This window comes from Alkanindiges illinoisensis (genome assembly GCF_004377485.1).
GTDB lineage: Bacteria > Pseudomonadota > Gammaproteobacteria > Pseudomonadales > Moraxellaceae > Alkanindiges > Alkanindiges illinoisensis_A.
The window spans coordinates 36,101-53,113 of sequence record NZ_SNTY01000012.1; the positions used below are offsets into that span (position 1 = coordinate 36,101).

Below are 17,013 nucleotides of genomic sequence, written 5' to 3' on the forward strand. Positions count from 1 at the left end.
ACTCTGCAACTTTAGTAATATCCTAATTCTTACGATGAGCTTGCTGTGGAAAATCCTTTGGTAAATAAACCCATTTTTATTCCTGCATTAAGTATTGGGTTGCTTTCCAAACGAACATGGTTAAGTAAAGTTTTAAATCACGACATTAAAATTGGTTTATTGCCTTTAGCTCATCGTCAATGGTTAGGTTGGGGAAATAAACGTAGTTATAAAAGGGCAACGGCATTATCACAACTAGGTTCTGATTCTAATACCATTCAGCTGGAAGATGGCTTTATTCGTTCAATTGGATTACCCAAGGATAAATTTCCAGTCTGGTCAGTTATCTTTGATCCACTGGGTATTTATTATAATGCCTATAAGCCATCCTCTCTTGAACATTTAATTCAAGCTGCCAACTTCGATACAACAACTCTCAAGAGAGCCAACGACTGCATTGACCTTATTTGCCAGCATAATATTACTAAATATAATCATGCCCCCGATATAGCGCTTAATGCAGAGCCTGATCAAAAGCATATTCTGGTTGTAGACCAGACCAAAGGCGACTTATCTATTAAAGCCAGCGGCGCTTCAGCAGAAACCTTTCAATACATGTTACACACTGCCTTAGCCACACATCCGGATGCCATTATCTGGGTTAAAACTCATCCTGAAGTCAGTGCCCAGCAGAAGCAAGGGCATTTTAAACCCGATAATTTTAATGACCGTATTCGCTATATTACAACAGCAGCCAATCCTTTATCCCTCATTAAGCAAATGGATGAAGTATATGTGGTCAGCTCACAAATGGGTTTTGAAGCATTAATGCTAGGCAAAAAAGTCTATTGCTTTGGCCTTCCCTGGTACGCTGGCTGGGGCTTGACGCATGATGAATATGCCCCAATTCGTATTTTGCAAAATCGCCGTACTGCACGCCCAACCTTACAACAGCTATTCGCGGCAGCCTATTTTCACTATACGCGCTACATTGACCCATATACCGGGCAGCGCTGCGATTTAGAAACCATTCTTGATATTGCCATTGCTCAAAAGCAGTGGAATGAAAGATTGGCTGGTACTGTACTTTGTGTGGGCTTCTCTCCCTGGAAAAAACATTTTATTCGTAATTACTTACATTTGCCTGCTCTTACTTTGGATTTCACTTCCGAACTCACTTATAAATCATTAATACCTGTTGATCATGTAATTATCTGGGGGATGAAACAACCAGAACTCAACCACAAGACCATTGCTCCCGCCAAACTCTGGCGCATGGAGGACGGTTTTGTTCGCTCGGTTGGTCTGGGCGCCAAACTGATTACCCCATACTCACTGGTACTGGACGATCAAGGTATTTATTACAACCCGCAGCAGCCATCGCAGCTTGAGCAGATTCTTTCCGGCCTTACGCTAAATGATGACCAGCGCATCCGTATCCGTGGTGTAATCACTGCATTGATAAAGCAAAATATCAGTAAATATAATTTGCAAGGCGAAAACGACTGGCCATCTGCTGTTCCGGCTGACAAGCGAATTATTCTTGTACCGGGACAAGTATCAGACGATGCTTCTATCCGCTACGGCACGTCCAGCTATTGTCCTAGTAATCAGAAATTATTAGAACTGGTCAGACAGCATCATCCTGATGCCTACATTGTGTACAAACCCCATCCGGATGTGGTCAGTGGTTTGCGCGATGGCAAAATAGCAGAACAGGCTATGCAGCAACTGGCCGATGCAATTGTGTATCAGACTAATATGTCGTGTTGCCTGCAAGCCTGTGATGAGGTGCATACCATGACCTCTCTGACAGGATTTGAAGCCCTGCTTCGCGGTAAAACAGTGGTTTGTTATGGGCAGCCTTTTTATAGTGGCTGGGGCTTAACCACCGATCTGCAACCGCCTCCGCGCCGTACCCAAAAGCTTGATATTGAGACACTGGCTTATGCCACATTGATTAGTTATCCGCTTTACTCAATTAACCAAAAAACTATGGGAGCACAAATTGAACACGTCATTGAGCAACTTGGGCGAGAAATTGCTGTACCTGTAAAATCAAACCGTCTTTTTAGTGGTTTGTTACCAATCGTTAAAAGAATTCATCATCGCTTTTCATTAAGATAGCGCAAATTTTGAAGAGCGCACGCTCAGTAAAATGCTGTTTAAATGATGTAACAGTGAGAAGGTTTAAATGCTACCATCTATCAAATAGCAGTTGTAATGATTTTAAGCTAGCTGCGTTTATTTATTCTGGGGAATTAGGCTTTGAAAAAGCTAAAAATTAATTTTTTATTTATCTTGTGTGTAGTAATTCCTTCTATACTGGCAATTATTTACTACGGCTTTATTGCTTCTGATGTCTATACCTCAGAATCAAGTTTTATTATTCGAAGCCCTGATAGACAATCCAGTACTACCGGGCTGAATCTGATATTAAGAAGTGCAGGTTTTAGTCGTGCCCAGGATGATTCTTATGCTGTAGATACATTTATTGGGTCACGAGATGCTCTTAAGCAATTAGAAAACTCATACCCAGTTCGTGCTCATTACTCCTCTGAAAACATTGATTTTATCAATAGATTTGGTAATGCTCTAAATGGCCGGTCTTTTGAATCATTTTATAAATACTATGGCAATAAAGTAGAAGTTGAAACTGATCGAAATACGGCTATCTCCTCTCTAACTGTTCATGCTTTTTCACCTAAAGCTGCCTACGATATCAATGATAAAATCTTAAAGTTGAGTGAAAAACTCATCAATAATATCAATGATAACGCCCGCAAAGACTTGATCAGATTTGCCGAAAATGAAGTACTTAAAGCTGAGCAACAAGCTAACCAGGCTTCTCAGGCACTTAGTCAATATCGGAACCGAAATCGTGTCTTTAACCCAGAGGGTCAGTCTGCGCAGGTATTAACGCAAATTACCAAGCTACAAGATCAGTTAGTTCAGACAAAAATGCAACTGGCGCAGGTACAGAATGTAGCGCCAGATAACCCTCAAATTGATTCATTAAAAGTACAGATTCGCGTATTAGAGCAAGAGATTCAAAATCAAAAATCTAATGTAGTAGGTGAAAGACAGTCCTTTACCTCACAATCTGGAAACTTCCAGCGTTTAACTCTGGAAAAAGAGCTTGCTGATAAACAGCTCGCTGCAGCCATGACCAGTCTTGAGCAAGCCCGTAACGATGCCGTACGCAAGCAGCTTTATCTTGAACGTGTGGCACAGCCTAATATACCAGATGAAGCATTAGGCCCTAAAAGACTTAAAAGTATCGTGGCTACTATTATTCTGGGATTAATCATGTGGGGAATTTTAGGTATGCTATTGGCAGGTGCACGTGAACACAAAAACTAATAGTCACAACACCAGTTTAAGGCAGTCTCTAGGAATTCAGAAGAGAGTAGTTTTTGCACTGCTCATGCGTGAAATTATCACACGCTTTGGAAGACATAATATTGGTTTTTTATGGCTTTTCGCAGAACCAATGATTTTTACACTTGCTATTACTGCGGCCTGGACAGCTACAAAAGGTGTGCATGGTAGTGAGCTTCCAATCATCCCCTTTGCCGTAACAGGTTATTCAACCGTACTATTGTGGCGTAATGTGGCCAACCGCTGTGGTAAAGCGGTTGAAGCCAATGGCGCTCTACTTTTTCACCGTAATGTGAAAATTATTGATCTTATGCTTTCCAGGATAATTCTGGAAATAGGCGGTGCAACAATTTCCTTTGTGGTAATTAGCGTTGCTTTTATCGCTCTAGGCTTAATGGAACTTCCTGATAATATATTTCTTATGTTAATGGCATGGTTATTAACTGCATGGTTTGCTACAGGCCTAGGCTTCATAGTAGGAGTAATCAGTGAAGTTTCCGAGTTATTCGATAGGCTTTGGCATGCTTTTACCTATATTCTGTTCGGGCTGTCAGGAGTCGGGTTTCTGGTTGACTGGCTTCCTACAGGAATGCAAAAAGTAGTTCTCTACATACCTATGGTACATGGTACCGAAATGCTTAGACATGGATATTTTGGAGATAGTATTGTTACTTATGAAGACCCTGTGTTTTTAATTCTTATTAATATTTCTTTTACATTTTTTGGCCTATTGGCTATAAAGAGATTAAGTAAAACGGTAACGCCAGAATGATAAAGCTTGAAGATGTTGTTAAAAAATATCCGATTAATGGGGGTCATAAAGTAGTACTAGACCATATAAATTTTAATATCGATAAAGGCGAAAAAGTTGGGATTCTTGGCAGAAATGGTGCTGGTAAATCCACACTCATCCGTTTAATTAGTGAGGCTGAATATCCAACTAGTGGCTTTATCACTCGTGATATGAGTATTTCTTGGCCAATTGCTTTTGGTGGTGGCTTTCAAGGAACCTTAACTGGCGTAGACAATGTATATTTTATTTCCAGAATATATGGTTTAAATCCCAAAAAGACTTTGCCTTTTATTGAAGAGTTTGCAGAATTAGGGAAATACATTCGTGAACCAATAAAAACATATTCTTCAGGGATGCGTGCCCGTCTTGCATTTGCCATTTCAATGGCTGTTGAGTTTGATTGTTTTTTAATTGATGAAGTAGTTGCGGTTGGGGATCAACGATTCCATGAGAAATGCCATCATGAATTATTTGTAAAACGCGCTGATCGTGCCAAAATACTTGTTTCACATGATATAAACTTTATTAGAACTTATTGTTCCCGAGCCTCTGTATTACATGAAGGAAAACTATTTAACTTTGAAGAATTAGAGTCTGCATTAGGTTTTTATCAATCTACCATGAGCTAGTTTACTTAATTAAAGTACTTACTAGCTTTAACTCTACCTTAGAAATTGAAGTTAACACCTCATCCGGAGATAGCACCACCACCTCTATATCCTGGTATTGTGATGCTAATGTTATATCTATTTCCTTAAAGAAATCTCTTTCGATGGCATTGAAAGTGATCTGCTTTAATATAATTTTGCCGCACTCGGCCGTTATTCTTATAACTATCTCTTTGTTTGGTTGCGCTTCTTTAACCGCTCCTATTACAATAACTTTAAAATTGCTGGCTGGTAAAGTAACATAAGGTCCAAAACATAATGTACCGCCTTTTTTATTCCCTATAAACTGATCCAATACTAAACTGGATTGTTCAGCTTTAAGAAAATTATCGCCTGGATAATAATCTCTATATCCTTTAAAAATATAGCCCATTAATTGTTTTACGGTATTGGGGACTCTAGACAATAAAAATAAATGCTTTTCGAAACTTATCACATCACCATAGTCACTTTCTTCATCATAACAAATAATAAAAAGTTTATAGGCAGATGTAAACTTACGCTCTTCTATTAAACGGTGTAAAACCCTATCAATAAGATTATTAAAATTATAGTCATCATATCTAGATCTAAATAACTGCAATATCTTTTTTGTTCTGAGTTTACAAGTTTCAATACTCCGAAAAATTATATTGACTGCATAGTAATCATAACTAGAATTACGTAATTTTACTCTTACATCTTTCCAATTAATCTGCTCATCATTTATCAATGAACCGATCACCATTTTTAAGTATCCTACTTCTGCTAATGCCGAAACAGAAGGGTGGCCTGAAAAAGGCAAGCTTATTACATCATAGCTTTTGAAATGATTAATTAATTGTAATACATGTTTCTTGTCAGTATATGCAAATGGATCATATATAATAACCGCATGGGTATTATATAAATTGTTAGGCCAGCGATAAAAATTAGGCAATCTTTTTGCCTCATAACGCCACCGCTTTTCATAAGGACAAACATCACCATCAATTGAGTATTGAGGACAAAAAGCAATGACTTGTGTTAATTTTAACCATTCAGAAAAATATAATGCTGCATAAGCCCCCATGCTGCATCCATAACCTATTCGCTTTTTATATTTTTGTAAAATATTTTTTTGAATCCAGTCCAATTGAGAAAATGTTAATTCTTGATACCAGTTATTCTCTAAAGTTTTAAATACTAATACATCAAAATTTTCTTTTAATAAAAAATGTTCTGCAAAGCCTGGCCTATCAAATCCAAGATCTCCATGAGGATTAAAAGTTATGACAATAGTATCACTATTATTTTTAATCAACTCACCTATAACTTCATTACCTTGAAAAACCATCTCTCTCTTATGTCCATTACTGATATTCAATTTTTAATTCACTAGTGAAATACTTTATCTGTAATAAATTTAGCAGATTCTGCTAGTTACTTCAATAATATAAGATCAAAGCCTTAGATGAAATTTTTAGAATTTTAATATATTTGTATAGAGCTCCGTTTTAATATGATATATATTAACAGTTATTCAGTTCTTCAAATTAGGTAATTCCATGTCCAAACAAAAACTTGCCATAGTTAGTACATTTGATGATTTATGCGGTATTGCGAGCTATACTAAAGCCATAGTAGAGCAACTTAGCCCCTATTATGATATTAAAGTTTTTGATCTTGATCAATTTTTACTGTCTAATGTTAAAAGTGATATTGTCAAATTAGCTAATCAGGATATTGATAATATTTGTAAAGAGATTGCTAGAGATTTTGATGTTGTAAATATTCAGCTCGAACACGGTACACTAGGGAAAAAACCCAACATTATATTTAAGCGTTTAAAGAAAATTATCTTGGCATCACCGAAATTGTGCATTACCTTTCATACTGTTCTGCACAGTGAAGGTGGGATTGACTGGCGCTCCATTAGATTACATGCAAAGAAGCTTGAACTAAATAAAGTGCGCTCACATCTAAATCACATTAGAAATTCAACTTATTTAACTGATCAGATTTATAACTTAATTAGACAACAACAAAAATTAGGTAAAGATATTAGTATTATTGTCCACACTAAACGTGATGCACGATATATGAGTGTTATCCAAAAACTCAAAAATGTCTATCATCATCCATTAGTGTACTTAAGTAAGCAAACTAGCGAAAAAGTTAAAAATGAGGCAAGTAAGAAAAATTTTCCTGCTCTAGCTAATTTATCTGAAGATACTATTCTGTTAGGTTGCTTTGGCTTTTACGGTGTATACAAGGGTACTGAAACAGCAATTAATGCCTTAAAACTATTACCTAGTAATTATCATCTAGCCATTTTTGGAGGAGTTCACCCAAATAATATTAATAAGAATGAGATAATAAACAATGATGTCAAAAGAATTCTCGAAACTATTGCAGTAGGTAAAACTGAATTAGATGTAGCAACTAGTATCTCTGATAAAGCTCAAAATGTGACTTTTGAATTAGACAGCAAATGGATGAATGAGGCTGTTAATAAACCGCATAAAGATGATTTATCCTCCAGAGTTCACTTTGCTGGCGCTCCTACAGATGAAGATTTTCCAAAAGCTATGGCTATCTGTGATATTGTTTTATTACCCTACAATGAAGTAGGTCAATCTGCTTCAGGTCCAGGCTCTATGGCTATTGATATGGGCAAGCATATTGTTGCGTCTCGCACAAAAACTTTTTTACAACTTAGTCGTTATTATCCTGAGGCGATGGACTTTTTCGATATTGGCAATTCACTTCAGCTTGCTCAAGTGTTAGAAGGTATTGATGTTAAAAACCCTCGTGCTAAAAAAGATTATAGTTATAATACTGAAAGCAATGTGAATTTATATCGCTCTGCTTTATTTAGTAAAGATATTTAAGTTGCGTTAACTATTTGCAATTGGATTAGTAGGCTCATTCACTCTTTTGAGCCTACTAATTAAATATTGAATTAAATTAATTACCCATCAGAGTTATACGAATATTTTATAAGAACTGATATTCATTTCTTTGGAATTAATAGCTTTACTTAGGTTAATAGTGGTTTAATTTTTGTATAATAATCCTATTTGCGTATTATGTGTCTCAATTTTAATTTAGAGCCATCCATTCAATAGTTGCCTCAAGTGGATAACGCTTAATATCACTTACTGCTTTATTTAATATGGCTGGATCGCCTAATAGTAATTTTATTTCATTAGTACGTACAAATGCTGGATTAATCCTGATTTCATTAAATTGATGATTAGTAGCATCTTGGGCATAGTTTAGTATTTGGTGGAGCGTATAGGCTTGACCTGAACAGATATTTATTGTTCTAAAATTTGCTGAATTTTTTCTCTGAATTAACTCCATATAGAATCTCGCGACATCACGAACATCTGAAAAATCTCGTGCAATATCAAGGTTACCTAATTCAATGACGGGTTGTTTAGCTTTAGCCGCTTGTATAATCTTTGGCACTAAAAAATTGCTGCTTTGATGTAGGCCCGTGTAATTAAAAGGTCTTACAATAGTGATGGGGAAATATTGGCTATATAAACCACTGATATATTCACCTGTTACTTTTGTCACTGCATAATCATTTACAGGTGCAAAAGGGGTTGCTTCAGTTAATGGCTGGCCAGAATCATTATTACCATAGACATTGGCACTGCTGGCTACCATAACATGTTCAGGCAATGTGTCCGCATTCTTTAAAGCTTCCATTAAATTGCGTGTACCAATCACATTGGTTTCATACAATTCACTCATATCAGCATGAGCAACAAAAGAGATAGCGGCCAGATGAATAACATAATGTGGCTTTATCTGGTCGATAATCTGCTTAAGCCTTGTATAGCTATTAAGTGAAATAGCAAAAATCTGTTTAACGCCATCCATATCACGGTTTTGCGCATGCGAAAACCCATAGACCTCATATCCCAGATCAACAAATCTACGGGCAACATATCTGCCCGTAAATCCAGTTATACCCGTAATTAATATACGTTTAGTCACTTAGAAAGAAAATCCTATTTCATTGCGGCGAATATCTGCTTCCACCATCATCTGGCATAATTCTTCAAGAGTGGTTTGGGGCTTCCAACCCAGCTTTTCGGTAGCACTGGCTGGATCACCAATCAGTAAATCGACTTCAGCAGGGCGATGGAACTTGGGATTAATTTTTAAGACCACCTTGCCAGTCGCTCTATCAATACCGACTTCATCCAGATCCTGACCGGAATATTCAACTTCAATGCCTGCCGCTTTAAATGCCATGGTCACGAAGTCACGAACAGTCTCAGTACGATTGGTTGCAAGCACGAAAGTACCTGGTTCATCAGCCTGCAGCATGCGCCACATCCCCTCTACATACTCTTTGGCAAAACCCCAGTCACGTTTGGCATCCAGATTACCCAGTTCCAGATAATCCAGCTTGCCCAGCTTGATTTTGGCTACACTGTCAGTGATCTTACGGGTTACAAACTCACGGCCACGCAATGGGGATTCATGATTAAACAAAATGCCACTGGTTGCAAAGATATTGTATGATTCACGGTAATTCACGACCATCCAGTGCGCATACAGTTTGGCGACGCCATAAGGACTACGCGGATAAAATGGTGTATCTTCCTTCTGAGGAATAGCCTGTACTTTTCCGAACATCTCAGAGGTTGAAGCCTGATAAAAACGAATCTCTGGATCTACAATGCGAATTGCTTCTAGCAGATTAACTGGACCAATTCCGGTAATTTCAGCAGTAGTCAATGGTTGATCAAACGATACGCCTACAAAGCTTTGTGCAGCCAGGTTATAAACCTCGGTGGCTTTAGTCTGCTGTAATAAACGAATACTTGCGCTAAGATCTGTAAGATCATATTCAACCAGATGAAGATCAGGATGATCTTGAATGCCTAACTCCTCAATACGCCAAAAATTCACTGAGCTGGTACGGCGATAAGTACCATAAACTGTATAGCCTTTTTCCAGCAGTAATTCGGCTAAATAAGCGCCATCCTGTCCTGTAATACCTGTAATAACTGCAATTTTCATAAAACACCTTTAATAAATCTGAACTACAAATATTTATAAAGATTGTTAAAAAGTAGTTTTAAATATTATCTACTTGCTTAACAATTTATTACTATGGATCTAAGATATAATATCATGATAACTAAATGAAATTTTTATCACATGCTTTGTAAAAGCTTGACAGAATATCAGATCCACTCTAATTGATTAGAGAAATAAAATTATTTTTAACTAACCCGGCCATAAATATCACTAAAGCGGACAATATCATCTTCTCCCAGATAAATCCCCACCTGCACTTCAATAAGAACGCACTCGATAACACCAGGATTGGTCAAACGGTGAGTCTGGCCAGCAGGAATATAAGTAGATTCATTAGGATGCAATAATTTTTCTTCTTCACCATTAACCACTTTGGCAGTACCTGATACTACAATCCAGTGCTCACTCCGATGATGATGCATTTGCAGTGACAGACTGCCACCAGGCTTAACGGCAATGCGTTTCATTTTAAAACCGTTACCCTCTTCCAGTGTGGTATAGGTACCCCATGGCCGGTTCACTGTACGGTGTAACTGGCATGACTCATGTTTAACTTCTTTTAAACGATTAACGACTTTTTTGACATCTTGCGCATTAGCACGGTTCGCAATTAACAGCGCGTCTGGTGTATCCACAATAATAAGATCTTCGACACCAACTGTTGCAACAATACGGTTGGCATTACTTTTTATATAATTGTTTTTTGAATTAATCAAAATAGAGTCAGTTGCACCATCTAGCTGGTTACCATTTTCATCAGCAGGCGCTAAATCACTAATACTGTCCCATGAGCCAATATCACTCCACCCAATGTCACAGGATACGACAGATATCTTGTCCGATTTCTCTAAAATCGCATAGTCAATTGAAATATCAGGAGCCTGAGAGAATTCTTTTTCACCCAACAGGCATTCTTCCTGAGAATCACCCTGCTGGTGTTGAATTGCTTGCTTCACAGCCTTAAGCACTTCAGGGGCATGCTGGGCTAATTCCTTAAGCATGGTGCCCGCTGTAAAGCAAAACATGCCAGAATTCCACAGAAAACCGGCTGAAACGTATTCTACTGCCTTTTCATAGTCTGGTTTTTCAATAAAGCGCACTACATCGCTACCGTTGGCTTCAATGTAGCCATAGCCCGTTTCAGGATTAGAAGGCTGAATACCAAAGGTAACAATACGACCTGTTTTAGCGAGAATAGCGGCCTTCTCTACCGCATTTTGGAAACTTTCACATTTTTGAATCAGGTGATCAGCAGCCAAAGCCAGCAGTATTGTATCTTCGCCAAACAACTCTGCGGCCAGTAAAGCACTGGCTGCAATCGCAGGTGCGGTATTTCGGCCCACTGGTTCCAATATAAAATGCGGCTTTTTATTATGGGTAATATCTAAATAAGCATCTCGGGTTAGAAACAAGGTGTCTTTACTGGTGACTGTAATAATATCTGTCACACCAGCTAAATTTGCCGCCCTTAAAAAGGTCTTTTGTATTAATGAATGCTCATCAACCAGCATAAATGGTTTTGGATGAAGCTCACGCGAAACAGGCCATAGTCGGGAGCCGGCCCCACCAGAAATAATCACAGGAACGAGCATTGTAGCCTCATTAAAAAATATATTGTGTTAATTAGTTAAATAATTAGACAAGGACACGAAAGCCTAACCATCGTGATTTTAAAGACCAAGCAGAAAAAAACAAGGTGCAGGTTGAATACTTCACGTTTCAATATGTTAATTTAACCAATCAATCGCTTTATTTACATAGTATATACAGGGTAGCTTGGTAAAAATTTGCCAACCTGAAACTAAAATGTTCGTTTATTGATCAGTAGATCAGCATAGAAAATCATAATTTCTATAATTCTAAAAAAAAATTCCTTTAAAATAAGCGTTTTAATTAAGAAGTTGTATTTTTCTCATTCTTTACTATTTAGGCATTTATATAAAATGACCTGTTAATGACTGTTGATTACAGCACATGCTATTATCGCGTTTAAAATTAAATGCAATGTTTTTTGGTGGAGAATAAATCAATGGCAATGGGCCTAGCTAAACACTTTATGGTTTTACCCTTATTGATTGCAATCAGTGCCTGTACCTCTTCCAACAGCTTTTTAGCAACTTCAGGTCCTAGCCGTGCTGCTATTGAAAATATGGGCACACAGCCTGTTGAGTCTGCGATCCCGGTTTTACCTTTAACCAGTGAAGTGGTGAACCAGGTAGGTGCTTATGCTTCAGTGGTTAGGTTTTCTGACGTATTTCCTACCAATAAAAGTACAACTGGAAGGATTGGTATTGGTGATTTGGTGGAAGTTTCTTTATGGGAAACGCCGCCTGCAGTGCTATTTTCAACCTCAGGTGTACAATCTTTTAGCAGTGGTAAAGAGTTGTCATTACCTGAACAAATGGTTGATGTGAAGGGCAATATCTCTATACCTTTTATAGGCAGTGTTTCAGTTCAAGGCAAAATTCCTGCACAGGTCGAACGGGAAATTGTAGCCCGTTTAAGAGGACGAGCCCATAAACCTCAGGCTTTTGTTCGCCTGGTTAAAAATAACAACGCCACAGTGACCGTAGTGGGTAGTTCTGGCAACAATAAACTGGTGCCTCTGTCCTCCAAAAATGAGCGGCTGCTTGAAGCAGTTGCACTGGCTGGCGGCGTTAGTGATTCATTGAATCGCATTAGCATTCAGCTTACCCGTCAGGATCAGGTGGTTTCAATGCCTTTAGAAGCGATTGTTAAAGATCCCCGGCAGAATATTTACCTGAATTCAGGTGACGTGATTACCATTTTAAACCAGCCCTTGAATTTCACCGTATTGGGCGCTTCAGGTAAAAATGAAGAAATAGGCTTTGAGTCCAAGGGTATTAGTCTGGCACAAGCGTTGGGTCGTGCAGGTGGTGTGCAGGATTTCCGAGCTGATGCCAGAGGGGTATTCATCTTCAGGTTTGAAGATCCAAACCGTTTAACAGAACTTACGCCGCTTGCTTCAAATCCTCAACATTTGATCGATGGAAAGTTTCCGGTTATTTATCAGATAGATTTAAAAGACCCACAAACTTTTTTTTGGGCACAAAAGTTTATGATCCAGAATAATGACATGGTTTATATTTCAAATGCATCTTCGGCTGAGCTTAACAAGTTTATTGGCATTGTCACCTCAAGTATCTTCTCGGTAAATGCTGCTAAAGGCTTGTAAATGTCCGATGTAATACAGGGGCGTGTTGCAATTGATGCGACACGCCAATACCGACGTGTGTTTAACCAAAAGATGGCCACGGGTATTGATAAAGTAGATTTGGCCTATATTAGACAATATCAAACGAGTGCTAATGCTGTATTACGTTTAAAAAAACGCTGGTTTGTTCTCAATGCCAATGACTCGGCTATTCTTTTTGGAAAGATTCTGCAAAATCGATCATTATCACGGATTGAGTTACTTCGCTTTTGTGCGAATACATGCCTTAGCTCTAAGCGTCGCTATCCAACTGTATTAATTAATACCAGTCATAGCGGGCTGGAACAGGCAGATTACAGTATTCAGGCCAAACGCCTGTTCAAACGGGTTGCTTATTTTTTGCATGATATTATTCCTTTAGAGTATCCAGAATACTGTAAGGCAGGTGAAACATTAAAGCATGAGGCTCGAGTTAAAACCATTGTACAGTCAGGGCATCTGGTTATTACCAATTCACAAGATACGCTGGATAAATTTAAATATTTTAGTCAGCAACAATTTAAAGCTGCTTCCCTGCCTACAGGGACAGTTGCTTTACTGGGTACAGAATTGCATTTACCTGTACCTCAAAGGAATAAGTCAGAGATACTTATAGTGCCGGGTAATTTTCCTTACTTCGTCATTCTGGGTACAATTGAACCACGAAAAAACCATTTATTGTTACTTCAGGTTTGGCGTAGGCTGGCTGAGCAACTTAAGGAAAATTGTCCCAAGCTTTATATTATCGGTAAACGCGGCTGGGATATTGAACAAGTTATTGATATTCTGGAGCGTGCACCTTATGCCAAGCAGCATATCTTAGAAATTTCTAATGCATGCGATATGCAAGTAAACCTGCTTTTACAGGATGCACGTGCTCTACTTTTCCCCTCGTTTGCAGAAGGTTTTGGGTTACCACTGGTACAGGCTTTACAGCTTTCCACCCCTGTCATTGCTTCTGATTTACCTGTTTTTAAGGAGTTAGCCAACACTATTCCAGATTATGCTGACCCTATTGATGTGATGCAATGGATGCATCTTATTATTAACTACAGTAGTGATAACAGTACATTGCGGACAGCTCAACTTGAACGTCTAGCAAATTTTCAGGCTTTTTCCTGGAAAGAGCACTTTAACATTGTGACTCCCCAACTTAATCATCTTTTTGTTAGCTAGCTTATGAATTCGCAGATTTCCTTATCTTTAAGTAACACACAGGATGTGCCAATTAAAAGGTTACTTCAAGCTAAGAATGTGTTGTTGCTGCAAGGCCCTATTGGCCCTTTTTTTCAAAATTTTGCAGACTGGTTGAATCGACATGAGATTAACGTGAACAAGGTTAATTTTAATGGTGGTGACTGGTGGTATAGCCGCTATATCAACAGTTGCCATAATTTTGCGCTTCCCTTTCCATTGTTTCATACTTGGCTATGTGATCTTATTATTTCCCGAAACATTGACGCTATTGTGTGCTTTGGTGATTGCCGTCCGCAACACCAGATTGCTAAAAAAGTATGTCGCTTATTAGGCTTGGACTTTTTTGTTTTTGAAGAAGGTTACATTCGCCCTGACTACATTACTTTTGAGTACGAGGGGGTCAATGCACACTCTGTCTGGGCCTTACCAGACACTCCTATGCTGCCTATAAGAATTAATCCGCCTCATGATGCCAATCAGAAATTCATTAGAATGGTTGGTTATGCCATCAATTATTATCTTGCCATGGCAGCTGGCCGATTCTGGTTTCCGAGTTATTGCCATCATCGCAACTTGCCAATTTCAATTGAAATGCTGAGCTGGTTAAAATCAGGCATTCGCAAAATTACTTATAAATCTCATGACCAAGCCACCATGGCGCTGATTCAGCAGAACTTTGCTGACCGCTATTTTGTCTGTGCGCTTCAAGTATTTAACGATTTCCAGATTAGAGCACATAGTGATTACCATGACGTGACAGAGTTTATTGAGGAAGTGATTCACTCCTTTGCACAGCACAGTCATCATGAGGATATCTTGGTATTTAAGCATCACCCCATGGATCGCGGTTATAGAAACTATAAGAAGTTTATTTACACCCTAGCTAGCCAACTTAAGGTAAGTGAACGAATTTATTATGTCTGTGATGTGCACTTGCCTACCTTAATTGAACACTCACTAGGAATGGTGACTATTAATAGTACTACCGGCATACAATCGCTATTTCGTAATAAACCAGTGAAAGTAATGGGCCGAGCAATTTATAATCATCCTGGAATAACAGCTCAGATTTCATTAGATGATTTCTGGCGAGACTATGGTTCAGTAGACATGAGTAAATATGATTTATTTAAAAACAATCTTATTTATTTTACCCAGTTAAACGGGTCTTTTTATGGTGACATGCCTTGGATGGCAAATTACTAAAATGGCTGAGTATTAACACGATTAAGCTAAAACCCAGCCAGTGCAAAGACAAGTTAGACATTAAAACCGGAGATCAAATGACTATCTCCTGTTTTTTAACTTTCTGATTATTCAACCCTTAACCCAACAATTGCTGGTACACCATCGCGCTGAATTGCAATCCGAACGACACGGTTTGAAGGAAGACTGCGAATAGCTGTCAGCAATGCTGCGGCTGTTGGCGTCTGTGTATTGTTCAGGCTAGTGATTACATCTCCTGGCAGTAAACCCGCATGAGCAGCCAAACCACCTGGCAATACATCAGTAATAATGACGCCTTTTATTTTTAAACTCTGGCTTTCTGCTGGTGTTAAGTCGCGCAATTGCATGCCCAGTGAAGGGCCTTTGCCCTGATCGGTTTTCATGCTTTCAGCAGGTGGGGTATCGACTGGCGCACTGGTCAATGTGGCACTTAAGGATAGCTGTTTGCTATTACGTTGTACCACCATGCTTGCTGTCTGGTTTGGCCGGGTGCGATTAATCAGGTTAATCAGATCTGTCGTGCGATTAATTGGAGTGCCATTATAGGACAGGATAATATCCCCTGCCTTTAGCCCTGCCTTGCTGGCTGGTGTATCATCAGAAACCTGTGTTACCAAGGCCCCCTCTGGACGTGACAACTCATAAGCTTCGGCAAGGTTTCGGTCGATATCCTGCAACATTACTCCCAGATATGCACGGGATACCTTGCCAGTTTTTATAATCTGATTGGCAACATCCATCGCCACATCAATTGGAATAGAAAACGATAGACCCATGTAGCCGCCGGTTCCACTAAAGATGCGAGAGTTGATCCCGATTACTTCCCCTTGCCGGTTGAATAAGGGACCTCCAGAGTTACCAGGATTTAGTGCAACATCAGTTTGAATAAATGGCACTGCGTTTTCACGCGACATGGTACGTGACTTTGCGCTCACAATACCGGCGGAAGCAGAATAGTCAAAACCAAATGGTGAGCCAATCGCCAGTACAGGTTCACCTACTTTCAGACTGTTGGCATCCCCGATACGCAAGGCTGGAAAATCACTGCCTTTTACTTTAAGCACAGCAACATCGGTACGTGCATCACTACCCACCAGCTCGGCATCGATTTCACGGCGGTCATTCAGGGTAATGGTCACCTTACTGGCATCTGCAATCACATGGTGGTTAGTGAGCAAATAACCATCTTTAGTGATAAAAAATGCACTGCCATAGGCATTTTGTTCCTGTGGCAAACGCTGATTTGGAATTTGCACATTATTACCGAAAAAACGGCGTAATAATTCAGGCATTTGTTGTTGTAATAACTCTTCCTGACTCATTTTTTTGGACACATTAACACGTACCACGGCAGGACTTACTGTCTGAACTAATGACGAAAAATCAACAGGCGCAGCTGCAATGCTGGGCTGACTAATGACAATAGAACATACTGCTGCAACAACACCCCGTTGAATATAATTGATACTCATTGACTGCCTTCCTAGAGAGTCTATGTAATCAGAAATTTAGTTAACTGTTTTAAC

13 protein-coding genes are annotated in these 17,013 nt (G+C 38.9%); 8 read left to right on the forward strand and 5 right to left on the reverse strand.

Annotated features, from left to right (window positions below):
• The first annotated feature begins 45 nt into the window (after window positions 1-45).
• From E2B99_RS03485 to E2B99_RS03500, 4 genes are all read left to right on the forward strand, one after another.
• Window positions 46-2,106 (forward strand): capsular polysaccharide biosynthesis protein, encoded by a 2,061-nt coding sequence (locus E2B99_RS03485; RefSeq protein WP_134243595.1) that lies wholly within the window; start codon window positions 46-48, stop codon window positions 2,104-2,106.
• A gap of 141 nt (window positions 2,107-2,247) precedes the next feature.
• Complete coding sequence (locus E2B99_RS03490; protein ID WP_134243596.1) at window positions 2,248-3,342, forward strand: hypothetical protein; 1,095 nt, start codon at window positions 2,248-2,250, stop codon at window positions 3,340-3,342.
• A complete protein-coding gene (locus E2B99_RS03495; RefSeq protein WP_276320929.1) occupies window positions 3,326-4,132 on the forward strand; it encodes an ABC transporter permease in 807 nt (268 codons plus the stop codon). The genes E2B99_RS03490 and E2B99_RS03495 overlap by 17 nt, the downstream gene beginning before the upstream one ends.
• Entirely contained in the window at window positions 4,129-4,782 is a 654-nt protein-coding gene (locus E2B99_RS03500; protein WP_134243598.1) for an ABC transporter ATP-binding protein, read from the forward strand. The genes E2B99_RS03495 and E2B99_RS03500 overlap by 4 nt, the downstream gene beginning before the upstream one ends.
• Before the next feature lies 1 nt (window position 4,783).
• Here E2B99_RS03500 and E2B99_RS03505 read toward each other — a convergent pair whose 3' ends face one another.
• Complete coding sequence (locus tag E2B99_RS03505; RefSeq protein ID WP_134243599.1) at window positions 4,784-6,166, reverse strand: hypothetical protein; 1,383 nt, start codon at window positions 6,164-6,166, stop codon at window positions 4,784-4,786.
• A 181-nt stretch (window positions 6,167-6,347) separates the two neighbouring features.
• Here E2B99_RS03505 and E2B99_RS03510 point away from each other — a divergent pair, with 181 nt between their 5' ends.
• Complete coding sequence (locus E2B99_RS03510) at window positions 6,348-7,673, forward strand: hypothetical protein (RefSeq protein ID WP_134243600.1); 1,326 nt, start codon at window positions 6,348-6,350, stop codon at window positions 7,671-7,673.
• A 211-nt stretch (window positions 7,674-7,884) separates the two neighbouring features.
• Here E2B99_RS03510 and E2B99_RS03515 read toward each other — a convergent pair whose 3' ends face one another.
• The 3 genes from E2B99_RS03515 to E2B99_RS03525 all read right to left on the reverse strand — a co-directional run bounded on the left by E2B99_RS03515 (window position 7,885) and on the right by E2B99_RS03525 (window position 11,441).
• Complete coding sequence (locus tag E2B99_RS03515; RefSeq protein WP_134243601.1) at window positions 7,885-8,793, reverse strand: GDP-mannose 4,6-dehydratase; 909 nt, start codon at window positions 8,791-8,793, stop codon at window positions 7,885-7,887.
• Complete coding sequence (gene gmd, locus E2B99_RS03520) at window positions 8,794-9,828, reverse strand: GDP-mannose 4,6-dehydratase (RefSeq protein ID WP_134243602.1); 1,035 nt, start codon at window positions 9,826-9,828, stop codon at window positions 8,794-8,796.
• Between the two features lie 206 nt (window positions 9,829-10,034).
• Complete coding sequence (locus tag E2B99_RS03525) at window positions 10,035-11,441, reverse strand: mannose-1-phosphate guanylyltransferase/mannose-6-phosphate isomerase (protein WP_134243603.1); 1,407 nt, start codon at window positions 11,439-11,441, stop codon at window positions 10,035-10,037.
• Between the two features lie 437 nt (window positions 11,442-11,878).
• Between E2B99_RS03525 and E2B99_RS03530 the strand changes: the two genes are divergently transcribed.
• From E2B99_RS03530 to E2B99_RS03540, 3 genes are read left to right on the forward strand one after another with little or no spacing between them, the layout of a single operon-like run.
• Window positions 11,879-13,045: a polysaccharide biosynthesis/export family protein gene (locus E2B99_RS03530; RefSeq protein WP_166738980.1), complete on the forward strand. Its 1,167-nt coding sequence runs from the start codon at window positions 11,879-11,881 to the stop codon at window positions 13,043-13,045.
• Window positions 13,046-14,239, forward strand: coding sequence for a glycosyltransferase family 4 protein (locus E2B99_RS03535; RefSeq protein WP_134243605.1), 1,194 nt, complete (start codon window positions 13,046-13,048; stop codon window positions 14,237-14,239).
• 3 nt (window positions 14,240-14,242) lie between these two features.
• Window positions 14,243-15,466 (forward strand): capsule biosynthesis protein, encoded by a 1,224-nt coding sequence (locus E2B99_RS03540; protein WP_134243606.1) that lies wholly within the window; start codon window positions 14,243-14,245, stop codon window positions 15,464-15,466.
• Between the two features lie 107 nt (window positions 15,467-15,573).
• Here the strand turns inward: E2B99_RS03540 and E2B99_RS03545 are convergent, their stop codons facing one another.
• The gene (locus E2B99_RS03545; protein WP_134243607.1) at window positions 15,574-16,959 is read right to left on the reverse strand and encodes a Do family serine endopeptidase; all 1,386 of its coding nucleotides are present in this window, start codon (window positions 16,957-16,959) and stop codon (window positions 15,574-15,576) included.
• Between the last annotated feature and the right edge of the window lie 54 nt (window positions 16,960-17,013).